We start from the raw sequence: 17,766 nt of genomic DNA, 5'->3' as shown, positions 1-17,766 counted from the left end.
GCGGCATGGTCGACCGCGTCGACGCGCTCACCCGCCTCAACCGCCAGCGCGGGGTCGGCATGGCCATGATCTCCCACACCATGAGCGATCTGCTGGCCCTGGCCAACGAGGAGGACCGGATGAAGGCCCGCGGATTCGTAGAGCGCTCGGGGATGGTGATCTGTGGCGGACTGCCATCGGCGGAGATGCCCCAGCTGACTGCGGCGGTGCCGTTCTCGCAGGCCGAGCAGGAAATGCTCATCGGCTGGCAGGATCCGCCCGCATGGGATCCGTCCACCGGCCGGGAGGTGGAGCCTCCCGGCCGCGGCAAGTTTCTGGTCAAGGTCGGAGGCCGTCCCGGCATCCCCGTAAACGTCCAGCTCACCAGCACCGAGCTGAGCATCAACGACACCAACAGGCTCTGGCACGAGCAGTCGCGCGTGGGCAAACGAACCGCCCCCGCAGACCCGGTCCAGGAGAAAGTGGGCGCAGACGCATGAGCACCCCCAACAATCGCCGTCGTGACCCCGGGGGCATATCCGGTGAGGTCATCCTGCTGTGGATCGGCATCGTCCTCGTGGTGGTAGTGGTGGGCTTCGTGTACGCCGCCATGCACCTGGGGCACCGCCTGGCGGGATCCGGAGTCGAGGTTCCGGGAAATCCCTTCGCCGTCGTCTTCGGACTGCTTGGCGGCGACCTGCCCTGGCCCGGAGCCGCCGGCTGGTGGGCGCTAGGCGGCACCGGCGTCATCGTCATCGTGCTCGGCGCCCTTGTGGGACTGGCCGTGCACAGCCTGCGACGCCGTCGCTCACGGGTGGACCGCGCCGCCAACTACATGGGTAGGGGGCGTGACGTCGAATCGCTGAGTCGCAAGAGCGCCCAGGCGACTGCGAGGCGCCTGGGCGTCACCGCCTCCCCCGGTGTGCCGATAGGGCGTGCCATTACGGACGGCAACACCCTCTACGGTTCATGGGAGGATATGCATATCGACATCTGGGGCCCGCGCACCGGCAAGACCACCTCACGGGCCATCCCCGCGATCCTGGACACGCCCGGGGCCGTGCTGGTGACCTCCAACAAGCGCGACATCGTTGACGCCACCCGGGACGTACGCGGGGGCGTCGGTGCGGTATGGGTGTTCGACCCGCAGGGAATCGCCCTGGAGGAACCCGACTGGTGGTGGAACCCGCTCAGCTACGTCACCGACGAAGTGCGCGCGGCGAAGTTGGCCGAGCACTTCGCCTCCGGTTCACGCGACCCGGGCGCTCGTACCGACGCCTACTTCGACCCGGCCGGGCAGGACCTCCTCGCAGGGTTACTGCTCGCCGCCGCACTCGACCACCGCGCGATCACGGACGTATACACCTGGCTCACCCGCCCCACTGATGAGACCGCTGTCGACATTCTGCGCGACCACGGATTCGACCTGACCGCGGACCAGGTGGCCGGGGTCATCACCGCACCCGACAAGCAGCGCGGAGGCGTGTTCGGGACTGCGCAGCAGATGGCCTCATGCCTGACTAACCGGCAAGTCGCGCGCTGGGTAACTCCGCGGGGTATGGCGGACCCTCGCCCCCAGTTCCGTCCCGAGGACTTCGTGCGCGACGGCGAGGGCACGCTTTACTCGTTATCGAAGGAGGGGCGTGGCACCGCCGGCCCCCTGGTTACGGCCCTGACCGTCGCCGTCGTCGAGGCAGCGGAGGAGTTGGCGGCCAGATCCCCTGGCGGGCGCCTGACCACGCCGCTGCTCGGCGTACTCGACGAGGCCGCCAACGTGTGCCGCTGGCGCGAACTGCCCAACCTGTACAGCCACTACGGCTCGCGCGGAATCGTCCTGATGACGATCCTCCAGTCCTGGTCACAGGGCGTGGAGGTATGGGGAGAGGCCGGGATGAAGAAGCTGTGGAGCGCCTCTAATGTCAAGGTGTACGGCGGCGGCGTCAGCGAGGCGGCCTTCCTGGAAGATCTCTCCCGGATGGTCGGTGACTACGACCGCATGTCCTCTTCGACCTCCTACGCTCGCGGCGCACAACGCACCGTCTCCCGCCAGCTGCAGCGCGAGCGCATCCTCGACGTCGCCGATCTCGCCGCCCTGCCCAAGGGTCGCGCAGTTGTATTCGCCTCCGGAGCGCGACCCACGCTCATCCGCACCATCCCCTGGATGTCCGGCCCCCACGCCGACGCGGTAAGGGCATCAATCGCCGCCCACGATCCCCAGGCCGAGCGAACCATTCAGGAGGCGGACACCGAGTTGGCCGTCGTCGAAGCCACTGTTGACGAGAAGGAGACGCTATGAGTGAAGGTCAGTGGCCGCTGGACCAGACGGTGCCCGCCGACAATGGCGGACCGGGCGGAAGCACCGACGAGCCTCAGCTCTACTTCGCTAATGTCGACGAGTTCGTACGCGACTTCCTACGCAACATGTACCGGCGGCGGATCGACGGCAGACACCGCTGCTGGGCCGCGAGGTGGTGGGAGTATGAGGAGGCCGTGGCCCGGCTGGAGGCGCTGTGGCGAGCCTGGGAGTACCTGCGGCTCGATCCGGCGACGGGCATGAGCACCTGGTGGCGCGATCACGCGGACTACCACATGGCCGTACTGATGGATCCGGATGGGCCGTTCGCAACCGCCACGCAGGGGGGGGAGAATCTGTCCAAGAAGGGCGAGCCGCTTCCGTACGTGGCTCCGCCGCCCGGCATGTTCGACGACGAGCGCGTCAATCCAGGCGGCCTCAACGACTGAGGCCGGTGCGCCTGCCTTGGACTGCGAATTGTCGCATTCGACGGCTCTGGTAGCTCCTGCCGTGCGCAGCGGTCCTGCCCGGCTTGCCCGCCCTTACGGCGTCGGCGGCCGGTCGGGCCTGACTGATGTCGGCACGCATTCGAATCGCCACCAGTTCCCGATCCAGGCCCCGGGACTCCAATGTGCGGGCGGTTTCGGCACGGCGCTCGGCGGTGTCGTAGCGCATCCGGCCGTCCTCGCGGGCAGCGTCGGCGACGGTGCGGCGCTGTTCGTACTCGGTCTGGGCGCGCATGCGCTCGGCAGGATCGGCCTCGTGCTTCGCTGCGGCATGCGCCTCGTCGGCACGCCGGTCCTCCCGGTCTGCCTTGGCGAACAGCTGCCGAGAATCGGCACGATCGTCCTCGGACTTGAACTGTTCGATGTCTGCGCTCCGGCGGTCGTACATGCCGCGGTCGAGTTCTGCGAGTATGCGTTTACGCAGCGCCTCGGAGTCGTCCCGCGACCAGCTGCGGGCAGCTGCGAGCAGCTCCCGTAGGCGGATCTCGATTGCTTGCTCGATGCCATCGTCTGCTTCACTCATGGCGTTCTCCCAATGACCCTGGTTCGGTGTGGTGGGTTAGTGCAGGTTGGTCCGTCCGGGTGTTCCGGTGAGTGGGATCAGCGCTCCGGCCCGTTTGTGTGGTTGATGCCGGGGCGGTTTCGGTGTGGGGGTGTGTAGGTTGGGTTGTGTATGCCCAGGGTTTGGCGGATGCGGGCGGCGGTGGTGGGGTTTGTGCGTGCGCCTGGGGGTGGGCGGGCGGCCAGCACCGCCCTGCTCAGGGTTTGTGCGGGCGCCCGGGAGCCAGGCTCCGTGCACGGCTGAGCGAGTTGCAGTGGCGGGGGCGGCTGGCGGGCGCGCAGCTGCTGGACGTTACGACGCCGGTTGGTCAGCACCACCTGGAAGCGCAGCGGCAGATGGCCCTTCCCGGCGGCGACCTGGCGCTCGGCGGCGCCGTCGATCACGTCGGCATTGCTGAGGTTCTGCGCCCCCAGGGAGGAATTGACGCCTCTGTCTCCAGGGATCGGCGTGCCGCCCGCGTCCCGGGAGGGACTCAGGTCACCGCCCAGGACCTGGTCGGGGTTGTGCAGAATCGCCACCTGCCGCATAGCCTCACGCGCCCAAGCACGGGACGCGGCACTAGGCATGCCAAGAAGGTCCCTACCGTACTCAGCAAGTCTGTTTCTGAGTTGTTCGCGTGCGCGTCGTGTGGCTTCGTTGCCTTGTCTGCCTTGTTGTTTGAATAGGTCGCGGGCGGCCAGGTAGTCTTTGGTTGGCATTTGCGCCAGGATCTGGTATTGGCCGTCGAGTTGGAACTCGAACTCCGCTCCCTTGGCCTGCAGGTCGGGGTTACGGCCGTTGTGGTAGACGGTGCGCACCATGGCTCGGTCGTCGCGGGCTGGTGAGGGTGGGTACTGCTTGGCGACCGCTCCGGGGTCCTCGGCGCCCAGGGCGTGCCGGAAGCCGTGTGAATCCGGCAGAGCTGCAGGAGCAGGATTTGTCTTGGCCGTCCCCGTCATGACTCGCTTGCCTGGCCGAGCGGGGAGGTGCCGGGATCGGTGCCGATAATCGGGGCTACCTGGCCCCAGTTGGCGCCCACCGGGTCACTGACGGTGATGTCGTTCTGCTGTGCTTGCAGGGTCAGGTAGGTGTGGGCGTCGGTGATGCGCAGATTGTCCACGCTGATCGGCCCGCCCAGTGCGGGTGGGAGCACAAACCCGTACACCTGGTGGGAGTTGATCGGCCCTAGGCGCTCCAACGCCTGCGGCGGCAACGCCCGCTCGGCATTATCCTCAGGACCCTCAACACTACGATCCGCAGCACCAGAGAAAGCTGTTCGTCCTTGTCGCTGGTGTACTTCTGGGTTTTGGACGGACTGTATGGCGAGCTGGTCGATAATAACCTCACCATAGGTGGGGTCGATCTCGACGCTGTGACCGCTGTTCTCCCCCCACAGGAATAGGTTGCCCATGGCGGAGCGGGCCAGGCAGTGGAAGGTGTCGGTGAACGGCAGGCGCTCTCTCACCGGGTCCAGCCACTCGCGAACCACTGGTGCCCAGGCGATGGGGTCGGTGATCCAGAACAGGCCATCACCAAAACCTTCGAACCCGAACCGCCTCCATATATGCAGAACCGAGCGCGGCAGGATGTCTTTGAAATGGGTGAAGTACTCCTCCGGCACCGGGGTGGCTACGTCCATGGGCGCCAGCCCAGTCCCCGTGTCCGGATCAATCAGGTCCCGGTCAATGACCTCATCGGTCAGTGCGTCCTGCTCCACTGGGTCGGTCGGCTCGGGCACCGGAGTAAAGTCCCACAGACCCGCCGAGAGTTCTTCACCGTTGTCATTCATGCCGGTTCTCCTCCCGGACGACCACCAAACCGTGACCTTGGTGACACTACCATCAGAGGCCGGTGCCGTGGTCTTGTCTGGGTGGTTTGGGGGTGTAAGGGCGTGGGGCGCTGATGTTGCGTAGTACGTCTTGACGGGTGAACGGCTGCCTTGGCGGGGCGGAGGCGGCGGGGTCACAAATGCGAGCGGTGGCTGCCTGTTGGGTGCGTGGTGGTCTGATGGCGGCGAGTAGGGGGTAGGGGGTGGAGTAGGAGCGTGTGATGCCGTCGCGGTCGGTGTGGTCGATGATGGTGGGGCCGTGCTCGGTGCGGTGGGTGACTAGCAGGTCCGCGGCCTTCAGGGTGGTGCTGGTGGTGGCGAGTTGGTGGGTGGCCCGGGCGTTGGTGGTGCACCGGCTGACCTGGGTGCGGTCGGGGCTGGTGGTGAAGGTGGAGGTGATGGCTGCGGGTGGGGTGTAGCGGGCGGTGGGCTCGCCTTGGGAGCGGGGCCCGGCCCACCGGTCACGGGCGCCCTTGAGGCACATGTACTCGGGGGTGTCCACGGCGACGATGGCTACCCGCGTGTATCGGGCGGCCTCGAGCTCGCGAATCAGGCGGGGACCCTGGCCGATGGTGGGGGACTGCATCCATTGCAGGGTGCCTTCGATCTTGACGTCGAACTTGTTGCGAAGCAGGGCATGGCGGGCGAGGTCTGCGGTGCTGGTGGACAGGGGGTGGACGAGGGTGGCCAGCTCGCCGCGGCTGATGGGGCGCCCGTCAGCCAGGGGCCCGGGGGCTTGGGTGGTGATGAGGGTGTCCCAGTGGGTGCGGGCATGGGCCAGCAGGCCAGCATCCACGTCCAGGCCGGGCACGGGGCTGCCCAGGAGGAGCTGCTTGATATCGTCGGCGTCGATGGTGGTGTAACCGGCCTCGTCCACCCCCAGCTCGGCCGAGCGCTCTGGGCCCAGGACCTTGCGGGTGGTGGCCACTGCCTGGGACTTACCGGCCCCCGGGGACCCGGCCATAATGATCGCCCTTCCCCCGCGCGAGCCGTGCTCCCTTGCCCGGGCCAGGTAGGCGTCGGAGATAGCGTCCTGCAGCTGGTGCCAGAACGACCCCTCGGCAGGTTCTTCGGGCAGGGTGTGGTCGGGCGCCAGGCGGTCGATGGCCTTCTGGACCTGGGCGGCGGTGGCCTCCACAACCTCAGCACCCGGGGTGCTCCCGCTGCCCCGGGTGGTTGGGGGTGTCACTGGGGCTGCCAGCCCTTCTCCCACGGCAGGGGGTCGCGCGGCGGGCGGGGCATCGGATCGGTGATCGCCTCCAGCTCGTCGTACTCCTGATCGGACAGCAGACCGTCTGAGCGCAGACTTCGTATGTCGTCCCAGGAGCCGCGCTCGTAGCCGTCGTAGTCGCGGATGCGGCCGAAGGTGTAGGGCCAGGCGCGCAGGCGGTCCATCATCTCCTTGCTGCTGATCTGCCCCAAAAACCGCCTGTAGCCCAGCTCCTCCGGGGTCTCGGGGCGCACCGGCTCGCCCCGGTCCATCATGCGCTTGACGGTCAGGACGAAGCGTTCCTCCTCCCCGGTGCGCTCAGCCACCTGCTGGGGGGTCAGTCCCTGCCGCAGCAGCCGCTCGAACCGCCGATCACTGTCAATCAGCGCCAAAACCCCGGCTGCGGTCTCCCGCATGTCGATACGCAGGGGTCGGCTCCAGGTGTGCTGCGGCTGTCCCGGTTGCGGCGCTGGTGGCCACTGCGGCATACCAGACTGTTCCGGTGAAACCTGGCCGCTCATAACAATCCTCCCGACCCGGACGCTACGTGAATTGATGCTGTGACGCTACCGACACTACCCGGGCACGTCAACGCAGGGGACTCCCATCTCGCGGCGGTTGTTCTCGGGGGCTCCGGAGGGTAATCGCCTCAACCCTCCGCTCGGCCCAGGCGCCAGTAGCCCATGAAGGCCACGGCCCGCCGATCCAGGCCCCGCTCGGACACCAGGTGGCGACGCAGGGCGCACACGGCGCCCGCCTCGCCGGCCAGCCACGCGTACACGTCGGCCCGCTTGAGCGCCGCGCCGCCTCGCGCGGTGCGCGGCACCTCCCACAGCAATTCGCGATCCACGTCGATTTCCTCAACCTGTTGCGGAGCGCCCTCCGGCAGCAACTCGGCCGCCGCCCGTTTCACGCCCGCCACGAGGCGTTCGCCGTGCGGCCGCGCGTCACGGGCGAGTGCGCGCACCTCAATGCCCGGGTGCGCGGGCAGGTAGTCGGCGTCGGCCGCCACGGGCAGCTCGACCACCGCAATACCCCGTGCGGATGCGGGCAACTGCTCCAGAATCCTGGCGATCGCCGGGGCCGCCGTCTCATCCCCGCCGAGCAGGAAGCGTCCGGTGACGGTCGGCGGCACGAAGTCCACGCCGCCGGGACGCGCACCGGTCGGTTGCGTCCTCAGCCAGGCGCGCGAGGGCCCCAGCAGCATCGCCGACGTGCCCGGACGGGCGCTCTCCAGCCAGCGGGCGGCCGGACCCAGCGGCGCGTGCACCACCATGTCGACGTCGACCTCCCCAACGGTGGAGGCCCCGGCGGTCACCGTTCGCCTTTGTTCTGGCTCCCCGGCCGCGTCGTCCAAGTCCTGCCCGGCCCCGGGACGGACGGCGCGCGTGGTGTAGGTGCGTATCGGTGGGCGCCGGTCGGTCGGCAGGGTGCGCCAGCCGCCGTACCAGTCCGCGCCCGTCGGCAGATGCGCATAACCGCCCTCGACGGCTGGCAGCACCAGCTTGATCCGCTGATCCCAGCCCGGATCGGCGAAGTCCTCCAGTTCGTCTCCGGTGAAGGTCACCCGCCGCAGGCTTGGGGTGACATCCACGATCCGTGCCACCCGCACCGGGAAGAATCGGAACGGCTCCGGCTCGGCGGCGCTCACGGCACCGTCCCCATAGCCGTGCCGGACTCCTCACCGGGCCCGGGCGCCGCCGAGGCGCCCGGGCGGGTTGCTCCCGCCGCCCCGACCACGTGGTGGCGCCCCTTGGGCAGCACCAGCGGCGTGGCCGAGACCGGGTCGGTGATGACCTCGGCCTCCAGATCGAACACCTCGCGCATCAGCGCCGGGCTGACCACCTGGCCCGGCGCCCCCGCGGCCACTACTCGCCCCCGACGCATGGCGATGACGTGGTCGGCGTAGCGGGCGGCCAGGTTGATGTCGTGCAGCACCATCACGATCGTGGTGCCGCGCTCCCGGTTCAGGTCGGTGAGCAGGTCCAGCACTTCCACCTGGTGGGTCAGGTCCAGGAAGGTGGTGGGCTCGTCCAGCAGGAGCACGTCGGTGCGCTGGGCGAGCGCCATGGCGATCCACACCCGCTGCCGCTGCCCGCCCGACAGCTCATCCACGCTCCGGTCGGCCAACTGCGCCGTGCGCGTGGCCAGCAGCGCCTCCTCCACGATGCGCCGGTCCGCGGCGGAGGTGGAATGGAACAGGCCCTGGTGCGGGTGTCGGGCGCGGCCCACCAGGTCGGCGACGACGATCCCCTCGGGCGCAATCGGCTGCTGCGGCAGCAGCCCGAGCCGGGTGGCCAGGCGCGTTGTAGGGATCGTGGTTACGTCCCGGCCGTCCAGCAGCACCGACCCGGATGTCGGCGCCAGTATCCGCGCCATGGTCTTCAGCAGCGTCGACTTGCCGCAGGCGTTCGCGCCCACGATCACGGTGATGGCGCCCACGGGAACGGTGATATCGACGTCGTCGACGACGGTGCGGCGCCCGTAGCCGGATCGCAGCCCGCGGGTGGTGAGGCTGCGGGGGACCGCGCGCCCGGAATCATGCGCGTCAGCGCGCGACTGGGCGGACTCGATCGATGTGACCGGAGCCGCGGACAACCCGCCGGGGGCCGCGTCGGCCCGAGTTTTGGTGGAACTCATGCGGAGGCTCCCTCCCGGTTGAGGCGGACCAGCTGAAGCAGCAGGTAGGGGGCGCCGACGATGCCGGTGACCACGCCGACCGGCAGCGCGGTGGGGAACAGATGCTGGCCGGCCAGGTCCGCGCCGAGCACGATCGCCGCGCCCATCAGTGCCGACGGCGCCAGCAGGGCCCGATCGGTGCGCCCCACCAGCCGGGCGGTGAGCGGGCCGGCGAGGAAGGCGACGAAGGCGATCGGCCCGGTGGCCGCCGTCGCGAAGGCCGCCAGCGCCACCGTGGACAGCAGCAGCGCCAGGCGGGTGCGATCCACGTGCACCCCCAGTCCGGTGGCGGCCTCCTCTCCCAGCGACAACGTGGTCAGATTTCGGCCCAGGGCCAGCAGTGCCCCACCCAGGAGGACGACGGCGCCCGCCAGCAGCGGCACCTGCGCCCAACTTGCATCCCCCAGCGAGCCCGAGAGCCAGCGCATGGCGTCGGCGACGGAATAGATCGAGGCCCGCAACTGCAAATAGGAGATCACGGAGGAGAACATGGCCGAGATGCCGATGCCGATCAGGATCAGGCGCCCGCCCTGGGTGCTGCCGGTGCCGGAGAGCAGATAGATGACCAGCGCCGTGCCCAGCCCGCACACCAGTGCCAGCAGGTTCACACGCATCCCGGACCAGCCCAGCACCAGGATCGCGAACACCGCCGCCATGGAGGCCCCGGAGGTGATGCCGATGACGTCGGGGCTGGCCAGCTGATTGCGGAGCATCGTCTGCGACGTGCGGCCGGCCATGCCGAAGGCGGCACCCGCCAGCAGGCCCAGCATTGCACGTGGGAGCCGCAACTGCCCGACGGCGAAGGCGGCGCCCGGCACGTCACGTCCCGCAATCACGGCGACCACCTCCGCGGGGGAGTACCAGGTGGTGCCGGACAGCAGCATCAGCCACCACAGGCAGGCCACCAGTGCCGCCAGCGCCGTCGTGACGGCGAGGTAGCGGCGGCGGCGACGTCGTCGTCCCGCCGCGGTGAAGCCCGGCTCCACCGAAGCCGCGGGGGCGCTCACAGCTCACGCACCTTCGCGCCGCGGGCGATGGCGATGAGGACCGGAGCCCCCACGAAGGCGGTCACCACGCCCACGCTCACCTCGCTGGGACGGGCGATCACCCGCCCCAGCACATCCGCGAAGGTCAGCAGCGCCGCCCCGCCCAGCGCCGACAGCGGCAGCAGCCACCGGTTGTCCGGTCCCACCAGCATGCGCACGGCGTGCGGCACCATCAGCCCGACGAAGCCGATCGGGCCGGCCAGCGCCGTCGTCGTCGCGCAGGCGATCACGCCCGCGGCCGCCGCCAGCAGGCGGGTGCGGCCGACCCTGACGCCCAGGCCCACGGCCATTTCCTCGCCCAGCGCCAGGGAGTTCAGCGGCCGCGCCACCGCGGCGGCCAGCACGACGGCGACCAGTAGGAACGGGGCGACGGTGGCCAATGACCCCCAGGTACCCCGCCCGAGCGAACCCACCTGCCAGAAGCGGAAGTCGGTCAGTCCCTCGGCGCGCGGCAGCATGATCGCGCTGATCAGCGAGGACAGGGCGGCGCTCGTGGCCACGCCCGCCAGGGCGAGCTTGACCGGCGTGGTGCCGCCGGGGCCGAGCGAGCCGACGGCGTACACGAAGACGGCGGTGAGGGCCGCCCCGGCCAGCGCCACCCACAGGTATTCCCACAGGGAGGAGATGTGTACGAACGCGATGGCGGCGACGATCGCCAGCGACGCCCCGGTGTTGATGCCGAGAATGCCCGGGTCGGCGATCGGGTTGCGGGTGACCGCCTGCATGAGGGCACCGGAGACCCCCAGCGCCGCCCCCGCGGTCACGGCGGTGGCGGTGCGCGGCACCCGCTCGGCCACCGCCAGCGCGCCGAGTGCCTCGCCTCTTCCGGCCAGTCCGTCCAGGATCTCTCCGATGCCGACCACGCGCGCGCCGAAGGCGATTGAGCAGACGACGGCGAGCGCCAGCAGGGCGAGCAGCAGCCCACAGGCAACCAGCGGCCGACGGGAGCGACCGCGTCGGGACGACCGGGCCTCCGCCGACCCGGGAGAAGAGTCGGGCGCGGTATCCGGTAGTGGATCGGGGCGCGGTCGGGCGAGCGCGCTGTGGGCGGTCACTGGTGTTCGTTCAGGCTCAGGCGGCGTCCGCCTTGTCGGCGGCAGCGGCGATCAGGGCGACGTACTCCTCAATGCCCCACGGGATGGACAGTGGGCCGGGGTTGGTGGAGGCCGACAGCGGCGTGCCGTTGCCGACGAAGGCCACCGCACCGTTCTTGATCGCCGGGATGGTGCCGACCAGGGCGTCGGCCTGGAGCGTGGCCAGGTCGGACTCCTCCCCGTACATGATCATCACGTCGACGTCGGCGACCTGGTCGGCGTTCTCGCTGGAGACGTCGCTGTAGAAGATCGCCGGGTCGGCGTCGGAAACGGTCTGCACGGAGGCGGGGATGGTCATGCCCAGGTCGGTCATGAAGGCGGTGCGCGGATCGGCGGTGGTGTAGAAGCCGATCGTGGAGGTGTCGGACTCGCTCATGTAGAAGAAGGCCGCCGACTTGCCGGCGATCTGCGGGTACTGGCCGACGGCGTCGGCGATCTGCTGCTCCAGGTCGGCGATGAGGGCGTCGCCCTGCTCGCCCAGGCCCATGGCCTGGGAGTCCAGGCGGATCATCTCCCGCCACTTGGTGCCCCAGGGCACACCCGGGTAGGCGACGGTGGGGGCGATCTGGCTGATGGTGTCGTAGTCCTCCTGACTGAGGCCGGAGTAGGCAGCCAGGATGACGTCGGGGGCGGTCGCGGCGATGGCCTCGTAGTCATAGCCGTCGGTGTCGTCGAACAGGACCGGCTGTGCGGCGCCGGCGGCCACCAGTTCGTCGACCTTCTGCTTGGTCCACTCCAGCATCCCGGAGTCGTCCTCAACCCCCCAGGTCTGGGCGGACAGGCCGGCCGGCATGACGTCCAGGGCGAGCGCGACGTCGTGATTGCCCCAGGCGACGGCGGTGAAGCGGGAGGCGCCGGCGGGGATGGTGGTGGTGCCGAAGGCGTGCTCGACGGTGATCTCCTCGGCGGTGGTCTGTGCGGCGGCGCCGGCGCTCGCGGTGGAGGTGGAGGTGCCGCCGGATGAGTCGGAGCCGCAGGCGGCCAGGATCGCGGCGGCGGGGACGGCCAGGCCGCCCAGCAGGAAGGCCTTACGGGAGACGGTCACAGAGGTCTCGCTCTCGGTCGCAGGTGAGTGGACGGCTATGACATTAGTGGAGGTGAGGCTGCCCTCATAGAGGCGTATGAGTGCAATGGCGCACTTCGAGTCCTGGCGGTCCGAGCACGCGACCCGCCTCCGCCGTGGGCGGTCGCACGGAGGGCGGGAGTAATCATTTAGGTTTGCCCGCGGAGGCGGTCGCCGCCGCCAAGCCTTGACGCGAAGGAGCGCATATGAGCCAGCCAGACCACAACCGCCCCGGCGCGGAGGCCGAGATCGACCCCCGCGAGGCGGAGGTGCGTCGTCGCATGGCCGCCCAGGAGCTGTACCTGGACGAGGGGCCCGGCCTGGAGGCACTGACCGAGCAGCGCATCCGCGGCAAGGAGCTCGCCGCCGCCTACAACGCCACCTCGCCGCGTGACGCCGCCGGGCGCCGGCGCCTGTTGGAGGAGATCTTCGGCGAGGTCGGTGAGCATGTGTGGGTGGAGCCGCCGTTGCACGTCGCCTACGGCATCCACACCCGCGTCGGCTCCCCCGTGTACGCCAATGCCGGACTTCAGCTCATCGACGACTCCCCGGTGATCATCGGCAACCGGGTCATGTTCGGACCGCGCGTCATGATCACCACCGCCGGGCACCCCGTGCACCCGGAGATGCGCGACCGCGGTCAGCAGTTCTCCGCTCCGGTGGTGATTGAGGATGACGTGTGGATCGGCGGGAACGTGACGATTCTGCCGGGCGTGACCATCGGTCGCGGTTCGGTGATCGCCGCCGGCGCCGTCGTAAACGCCAATGTGCCGCCCATGGTGGTGGCGGGCGGGGTGCCGGCACGGGTGTTGCGCGAGATCACCGACGCCGACCGCGCCTGGTCCTACCGGGCTCCGCGCACGCTGCCCGTGCCCGGCGGGCGGGCGGGGGATGACGGCGCCTGAGTACTCGCGTCGCTCCGGCGGCGCGCAGCTCGGCCTCCTGGGCCTCGGGGTTCCGCTCGCGCGCTCACGCGCGCGTAGTCAGCACGGGTCATCGACTCAATCCTGGTCTGCCGTTGCTAGGCTCTCGGTGCTTCTGCCCCGGCATGTGCATGGTGGTGCGTGCTTGCGGTGTGCTCGACGGGCCGCTCTGCGGCTGGCGCGCGGCCTCCGTGGCACTTGTAGGGAACGACAGTCGGGCGCGCTCTGCGGCGCGCCAGGCGGCGTCTCGTTCGCCCTGCGGGGCTGCCTCGCTGACGATCTGATCGAACATCTCGCGCAGCGGCCCGAAGTCCCGCTGCTCGGATGCCGCTCGGCTCGCCTGGTCGTTGGTCGCACCGTGCACCCCGCGCCAGTCGAGCTGCCAGCCGGCGTCGCGGGCGACGCGGTTCCAGAACACTCGTTGCGTCCGGCCGTTGCCCTCGCGAAACGGGTGCACGTAGTTGAGCTGGTCGTAGTGGTACGCCAGGCGGTCGATGAACTGCTCGCGGCTCATGCCGCGCAGCTCGTTGTCGGCGCGCAGCTCAGCTTCGACGTAGCCGGCGGCGCGGCCGATCATCGACACCGGAAGGAAGAACTGGGCTCCCTCCACGTTCTTGCGAATGTCGACCGTGCGCAGCTCCCCCGCCCAGTGGTAGACGTCCTGGAACAGATGGTGGTGGATTGCGCGCAACTCGTCGAGGTCGCCGGTCGGCTTCACCGGGTGATCCATGAGCTGCACCAAACGAGCAAACGAAAGGTCGCCCTCGGCTTCATCGAGGGCGACCTTCGTCTGTGCGCCAACCTTGTTCCTCAGCAGACCCGTCTCAGGATCGAGATACGGATCGATGAACTTAGTCGAGGCCATAGCGTGTGCGCGCACGGGCCACCAGCTCGTCAGAGTCGATGTTTCCAGCGACGTACTCCTGGGCATCCTGGCGGCTAGCAGCTGTCACCGGCAGACCCTCCATCTCGCCACTATGGATCGCCTCGGCCACGCGCAACTCGCGTTCGGCCACGGTCGTTGCTGTCTTAGTGGCCACGGGATGCTCCTTTTGCCTGATACTGAGCCTATCCTAGCCGATTTCCCGAAAACGGTCTATGGGTAGTTTTGGACCGTATGGGTTTCGGTCCCGAGTTTCGGCCCGCTTGTGCACAGGGAAACAGCCTCGCTGACCAAGCTCTACGGGGCTACTCCGGAAACGATCGTTTACGGGCTCTTCCGGTTTGAGGGCGTGGTGGCTTCCGGCCGGGGCTGCGGTGTGTGGGGGTCGTGGTTGGGGTGGTGAGGTCGTTGTCGGGCTGATAGGGACGTGCTCGGGCTGGCGGGGTCGTGTTCGGTAGGTGCTGGTTTGCCGAGAACGTCCTCCTCATCCCCAAACCCTCCACGTTCGGGAGGGTTTCGGGCTCACGAGGACGTGTTCGACCAGCGCAGGTCGTTCTCGGGCGTACAAGGTCGTTCTCGGGCCGACGGGGTCGTGTTCGGGCTATAGGGACGTTCTCGGGTCGGTAGGGACGTTCTCGCCGTCGGCCGGGTGGTCGTCGACGACGTGGGTTAAATCTCCACGACGCCGGTTAGCCGCCGAGGACGCCCTCCCGGGCGGCGTCCTCGAGGGTCAACCCGCGTCGTCGACGGCTAACCCACGTCCTCGAACAACCCCACCAACCCACCCACACCGACTCTTCGTGCTGGCCGCTGTGGTGGCCGGCGTGCTGCGAGGCGAGGGACGCGATGAGCCTGCCGTGGTGAGCCGCGCCGGCTCACCGCACCGGACCCGACTGCACTTGACTGCCGCCAACCCCGACGCCCGGAAACGGGACCATCTACTACGCCACTTCGCCATCTGCTACGCCACTTCGGGGTTAACAACGCCGGTTAACCGTTTACTGAAGGCCCCGCAGGTGTACAGCAGAGCGTTAAGTAGCGTTGTTAACGCCCAACCGGCGCACCAGACACCCCGGCCCGTGTTTAGGTCTCAGGACATCGGCGACAGTCCTGCTGCAGCCCACCACACCCCCAAACCGGAAGAGCCCGTTTACGACACCCTAGGCACCTACACCAACCGAACCGGCCCACAATCTTCCACCATCGCCAGGGAGTCAACGGGCTCACTGTAATCAGGCGCATGCCATGAGCACTGCGGGCCGACCCGCTAGGCAACACCCGCGACGTCGACGACGAGCGACCCAGCAGGTAGCGCGACGAGTTGCCACGGCATCTCCACAACACCGCATAGTCGGCATCGGCGCCCGGTGCTCGGCCTACGAACTCCCGTCTGACGTTCTGCTCTCAGGTACGCATACGTGAGAGGCGGATCAGTCCTGGCGCGCCAGGTCGGCGGCGCCGATGAGCCCGGCCTCCTGGCCCGAGGAGGAGATGACGACGGGGATCTCGGGGCGGTGGGAGTGCGCCGTCAGGTGCTCGTTGAAGCTCTTGCGCACGGGGTCCAGCAGGATGTCGCCGGCCTCGGTAAGGCCGCCGGTCAGCACGATGACCTCGGGGTCGAGCACGGCGCACAGGTCGGCCAGCCCCAATCCGAGGGAGCTGCCCAGGCGGGCGTAGCACTCAAGCGCTGCCGGATCCCCCTCGCGGGCGGCGGCGGTGACGGCCTTGCCGGAGATCTTGTTCTGGTCCCCGCCGGACAGCTCGATGATGCGGGCGGCGTAGTCGGGGCGGAACTTCGCCAGCTCCCACCCGTTGACGCCCAGGGCGGTGCCGGAGGCGTAGCGCTCCAGGCAGCCGCGCTGGCCGCAGCCGCAGGGGCGGCCATCCGGAATGATGTTGATGTGGCCGATTTCGGCGGCGAAGCCGGCGGCGCCGCGCACCAGGCGGCCGTCGATGATGACGGCGCCTCCCACGCCGGTGCCGAGAGTCACCACCAGGACGTTCTTGGCGCCCTTGCCACCGCCGAAGCGGGCCTCGGCCCAACCGGCCGCATTGGCGTCGTTCTCCACCACGACCTTCTTGCCGGTGCGGGCGGAGATCTCGTCGGCGATGCGGGCGCCGGTCCAGTCCAGGTTGGTGCCGTAAACCATGGTGTTGCGGTCCGAGGAGGTGAAGCCGGCCGCACCCACGCCGATGGTTTCGACGTCGTACTGCGCGGCGAGCTCATTGGCGACGTCCGCAATGGTGGTGAAGATGGCTTCGCGGCTGGTGGCGGGGGAGTCGCGGCGGGCGGTGGCCAGAACGGTGCCGTCCTCGTCGACGACGCCCGCGGCGATCTTGGTGCCGCCCACATCGACGCCGATGCTCAGTGCCATAGTTGTCCTCCTGCTTGATTCAAGTTGCCGTATGTCTTGTCATTACACCTGCCGCACGGGGCGTCGGTGCCCCTGGCCGGCCGGCTCGCGTCGGTCGTGCGGGGATCAATGCGCCTATTCTGGCAGCCGCCGTGAGCCAGGCCAACTGCGGTCCGCGCAGATCGGTACATCCCGGGCGCAAGGGCTTGCGAGGCGCTGCACAGGTCCCCCTCGTTCATCCACCGAGGTCGGTAGATCTTACCTGCCGAGGTCGGTAGATCTTACGTGCCGAGGTCGGTAGATATGGCGGGGTGCCTGCGTGCGGGACGGGTACGGACCCTCAGCCGGCTGCGGCGGCCTGCTCGAGGATGGTGGCCCGCATGTAGTCCGTCGGCGCGTAGCCGGAGACATAGGCGTCGTTGATGATGAAGAAGGGAGTACCGGTGATGCCCAGGTCGTAGGCGTGCTGCTTGGCGTCCGCAACCGCCTGCACGGTTTCGGCAGCGTTCATGTCGGAGCGGAACTGATCCAGATCGGGCACGCCCGCCTGCTCGGCGAGCGCCACCAGGGAGTCCTCGGTGTACTCGGGGTGCTCGCTCGGATCGGTGGCGGCGTAGGCGGCGTCGTGGAACTCCCAGAACTTGCCCTGATTCCCAGCGGCGATACCGGCCTGCGCCGCCAGTGGGGAGGTCTCGGTGATCTGGGCGAGGTCGCGCCACTCCACGCGCAGGGTGCCGTCTTCGACCAGGTCCTCCAGTGCCGGATCGACCTCCTGGGCGAACAGGGTGCAGTAGGGGCAGGCGAAGTCGGAGTAAATGACCATGACCACCGGGGCGTCGACATCGCCCTTGGCCTGGGCGTCGTCGGGGTCACGCTTGACTTCCCCGTGCAAGATCGCCAGCAGATCGGCGTCGGTTTGCGACGGCGCGGAGGTCTCAACGTCGGTTGGCTGTGCGGAGGCGTCAGCCGCGGCGGTTGAGGGTGCGTCGGAGGCGACGGCGTCGGTTTCGGACTGACCCGGCCGCACCGCCAGGATGATCGTAATCACTGCAAGCAGGATTGCGATCACGATGAGCAGGGTGACGACGATCGGATTGCTGCGCGATGCGGGCCGCTGGTCCCGCGCGGTGCTGCCGGTGGATGAGGTCATGAGCGCAGTGTGTCAGAGTCGACGACGCCGCCACCCGTGATATTCGCCGGGGTCGGATGGCATATCGGTAAAGCGGCGCTCCAGAGGCCGACTGTCGGCTGCGACTGCGGAACGCGTTTGGGGGCGGACCCCGGGTACGCGACCGGGGTCCGCCCCCACATCAACCGACCTCAGCACGTAAGATCCACCGACCTCGGCACGTAAGATCCACCGACCT

At 68.9% G+C, this 17,766-nt stretch carries 17 protein-coding genes and 1 pseudogene; 4 read left to right on the top strand and 14 right to left on the bottom strand.

Annotated elements, in window-relative coordinates; genetic code table 11:
* The 3 genes and pseudogenes from BN1056_RS05665 to BN1056_RS05655 form a co-directional block, all read left to right on the top strand.
* Positions 1–479, top strand: a pseudogene (locus BN1056_RS05665) (hypothetical protein); the annotation flags it as partial.
* Complete coding sequence (locus BN1056_RS05660) at positions 476–2,275, top strand: type IV secretory system conjugative DNA transfer family protein (protein WP_210579701.1); 1,800 nt, start codon at positions 476–478, stop codon at positions 2,273–2,275. The pseudogene BN1056_RS05665 and the gene BN1056_RS05660, both read left to right, overlap by 4 nt.
* Positions 2,272–2,721, top strand: a complete 450-nt coding sequence (locus BN1056_RS05655; protein ID WP_210579700.1) for a DUF4913 domain-containing protein — start codon at positions 2,272–2,274, stop codon at positions 2,719–2,721. Before BN1056_RS05660 ends, BN1056_RS05655 begins: the two co-directional genes overlap by 4 nt.
* On the opposite strand, the gene BN1056_RS05650 is transcribed toward BN1056_RS05655, so the two are convergent.
* The 10 genes from BN1056_RS05650 to BN1056_RS05605 form a co-directional block, all read right to left on the bottom strand.
* Complete coding sequence (locus BN1056_RS05650; RefSeq protein ID WP_210579699.1) at positions 2,711–3,301, bottom strand: hypothetical protein; 591 nt, start codon at positions 3,299–3,301, stop codon at positions 2,711–2,713. The genes BN1056_RS05655 and BN1056_RS05650 overlap by 11 nt on opposite strands.
* Positions 3,302–3,378: 77 nt before the next feature.
* Positions 3,379–4,278 carry a polymorphic toxin type 15 domain-containing protein gene (locus tag BN1056_RS05645; RefSeq protein WP_210579698.1) on the bottom strand — a complete coding sequence of 300 codons (900 nt, stop codon included), beginning with the start codon at positions 4,276–4,278 and terminating at the stop codon, positions 3,379–3,381.
* Positions 4,275–5,108 (bottom strand): GAD-like domain-containing protein, encoded by an 834-nt coding sequence (locus BN1056_RS05640; RefSeq protein WP_210579697.1) that lies wholly within the window; start codon positions 5,106–5,108, stop codon positions 4,275–4,277. The genes BN1056_RS05645 and BN1056_RS05640 overlap by 4 nt, the downstream gene beginning before the upstream one ends.
* Positions 5,109–5,160: 52 nt before the next feature.
* The gene (locus tag BN1056_RS05635) at positions 5,161–6,336 is read right to left on the bottom strand and encodes a DEAD/DEAH box helicase family protein (protein WP_210579696.1); all 1,176 of its coding nucleotides are present in this window, start codon (positions 6,334–6,336) and stop codon (positions 5,161–5,163) included.
* A complete protein-coding gene (locus tag BN1056_RS05630) occupies positions 6,333–6,773 on the bottom strand; it encodes a hypothetical protein (protein ID WP_210579695.1) in 441 nt (146 codons plus the stop codon). The genes BN1056_RS05635 and BN1056_RS05630 overlap by 4 nt, the downstream gene beginning before the upstream one ends.
* 233 nt (positions 6,774–7,006) lie before the next feature.
* A complete protein-coding gene (locus tag BN1056_RS05625; protein ID WP_210579694.1) occupies positions 7,007–8,008 on the bottom strand; it encodes a siderophore-interacting protein in 1,002 nt (333 codons plus the stop codon).
* Complete coding sequence (locus tag BN1056_RS05620; protein WP_210579692.1) at positions 8,005–8,997, bottom strand: ABC transporter ATP-binding protein; 993 nt, start codon at positions 8,995–8,997, stop codon at positions 8,005–8,007. Before BN1056_RS05620 ends, BN1056_RS05625 begins: the two co-directional genes overlap by 4 nt.
* Positions 8,994–10,043: a FecCD family ABC transporter permease gene (locus BN1056_RS05615; RefSeq protein WP_210579688.1), complete on the bottom strand. Its 1,050-nt coding sequence runs from the start codon at positions 10,041–10,043 to the stop codon at positions 8,994–8,996. The genes BN1056_RS05620 and BN1056_RS05615 overlap by 4 nt, the downstream gene beginning before the upstream one ends.
* The gene (locus tag BN1056_RS05610; RefSeq protein WP_210579686.1) at positions 10,040–11,137 is read right to left on the bottom strand and encodes a FecCD family ABC transporter permease; all 1,098 of its coding nucleotides are present in this window, start codon (positions 11,135–11,137) and stop codon (positions 10,040–10,042) included. The genes BN1056_RS05615 and BN1056_RS05610 overlap by 4 nt, the downstream gene beginning before the upstream one ends.
* A gap of 16 nt (positions 11,138–11,153) precedes the next feature.
* Positions 11,154–12,221 (bottom strand): iron-siderophore ABC transporter substrate-binding protein, encoded by a 1,068-nt coding sequence (locus BN1056_RS05605; protein ID WP_210579684.1) that lies wholly within the window; start codon positions 12,219–12,221, stop codon positions 11,154–11,156.
* A gap of 224 nt (positions 12,222–12,445) precedes the next feature.
* On the opposite strand from BN1056_RS05605, the gene BN1056_RS05600 reads away from it, so the two are divergent.
* A complete protein-coding gene (locus tag BN1056_RS05600; RefSeq protein WP_244671536.1) occupies positions 12,446–13,144 on the top strand; it encodes a sugar O-acetyltransferase in 699 nt (232 codons plus the stop codon).
* 88 nt (positions 13,145–13,232) lie between these two features.
* Here BN1056_RS05600 and BN1056_RS05595 read toward each other — a convergent pair whose 3' ends face one another.
* From BN1056_RS05595 to BN1056_RS05580, 4 genes are all read right to left on the bottom strand, one after another.
* Positions 13,233–14,027, bottom strand: coding sequence for a Fic/DOC family protein (locus tag BN1056_RS05595; RefSeq protein ID WP_210579682.1), 795 nt, complete (start codon positions 14,025–14,027; stop codon positions 13,233–13,235).
* Complete coding sequence (locus BN1056_RS05590) at positions 14,014–14,202, bottom strand: antitoxin VbhA family protein (RefSeq protein ID WP_210579681.1); 189 nt, start codon at positions 14,200–14,202, stop codon at positions 14,014–14,016. Before BN1056_RS05590 ends, BN1056_RS05595 begins: the two co-directional genes overlap by 14 nt.
* Before the next feature lie 1,273 nt (positions 14,203–15,475).
* Positions 15,476–16,420: an ROK family glucokinase gene (locus tag BN1056_RS05585; RefSeq protein WP_210579680.1), complete on the bottom strand. Its 945-nt coding sequence runs from the start codon at positions 16,418–16,420 to the stop codon at positions 15,476–15,478.
* Positions 16,421–16,739: 319 nt separating this feature from the next.
* Positions 16,740–17,549 (bottom strand): DsbA family protein, encoded by an 810-nt coding sequence (locus BN1056_RS05580; protein ID WP_210579679.1) that lies wholly within the window; start codon positions 17,547–17,549, stop codon positions 16,740–16,742.
* Positions 17,550–17,766 lie beyond the last annotated feature (217 nt).

This window comes from Actinomyces succiniciruminis (assembly GCF_900002405.1).
Lineage (GTDB): Bacteria > Actinomycetota > Actinomycetes > Actinomycetales > Actinomycetaceae > Actinomyces > Actinomyces succiniciruminis.
This window is presented reverse-complemented; position numbering and strand designations above follow the sequence as displayed.

Coding starts and splice junctions, on each gene's coding strand:
- BN1056_RS05645 (WP_210579698.1), bottom strand. CDS start 4,278: ATGACGGGGACGGCCAAGACAAATCCTGCTCCTGCAGCTCTGCCGGAT.
- BN1056_RS05650 (WP_210579699.1), bottom strand. CDS start 3,301: ATGAGTGAAGCAGACGATGGCATCGAGCAAGCAATCGAGATCCGCCTA.
- BN1056_RS05620 (WP_210579692.1), bottom strand. CDS start 8,997: ATGAGTTCCACCAAAACTCGGGCCGACGCGGCCCCCGGCGGGTTGTCC.
- BN1056_RS05600 (WP_244671536.1), top strand. CDS start 12,446: ATGAGCCAGCCAGACCACAACCGCCCCGGCGCGGAGGCCGAGATCGAC.
- BN1056_RS05655 (WP_210579700.1), top strand. CDS start 2,272: ATGAGTGAAGGTCAGTGGCCGCTGGACCAGACGGTGCCCGCCGACAAT.
- BN1056_RS05640 (WP_210579697.1), bottom strand. CDS start 5,108: ATGAATGACAACGGTGAAGAACTCTCGGCGGGTCTGTGGGACTTTACT.
- BN1056_RS05595 (WP_210579682.1), bottom strand. CDS start 14,027: ATGGCCTCGACTAAGTTCATCGATCCGTATCTCGATCCTGAGACGGGT.
- BN1056_RS05660 (WP_210579701.1), top strand. CDS start 476: ATGAGCACCCCCAACAATCGCCGTCGTGACCCCGGGGGCATATCCGGT.
- BN1056_RS05580 (WP_210579679.1), bottom strand. CDS start 17,549: ATGACCTCATCCACCGGCAGCACCGCGCGGGACCAGCGGCCCGCATCG.
- BN1056_RS05630 (WP_210579695.1), bottom strand. CDS start 6,773: ATGCGGGAGACCGCAGCCGGGGTTTTGGCGCTGATTGACAGTGATCGG.
- BN1056_RS05585 (WP_210579680.1), bottom strand. CDS start 16,420: ATGGCACTGAGCATCGGCGTCGATGTGGGCGGCACCAAGATCGCCGCG.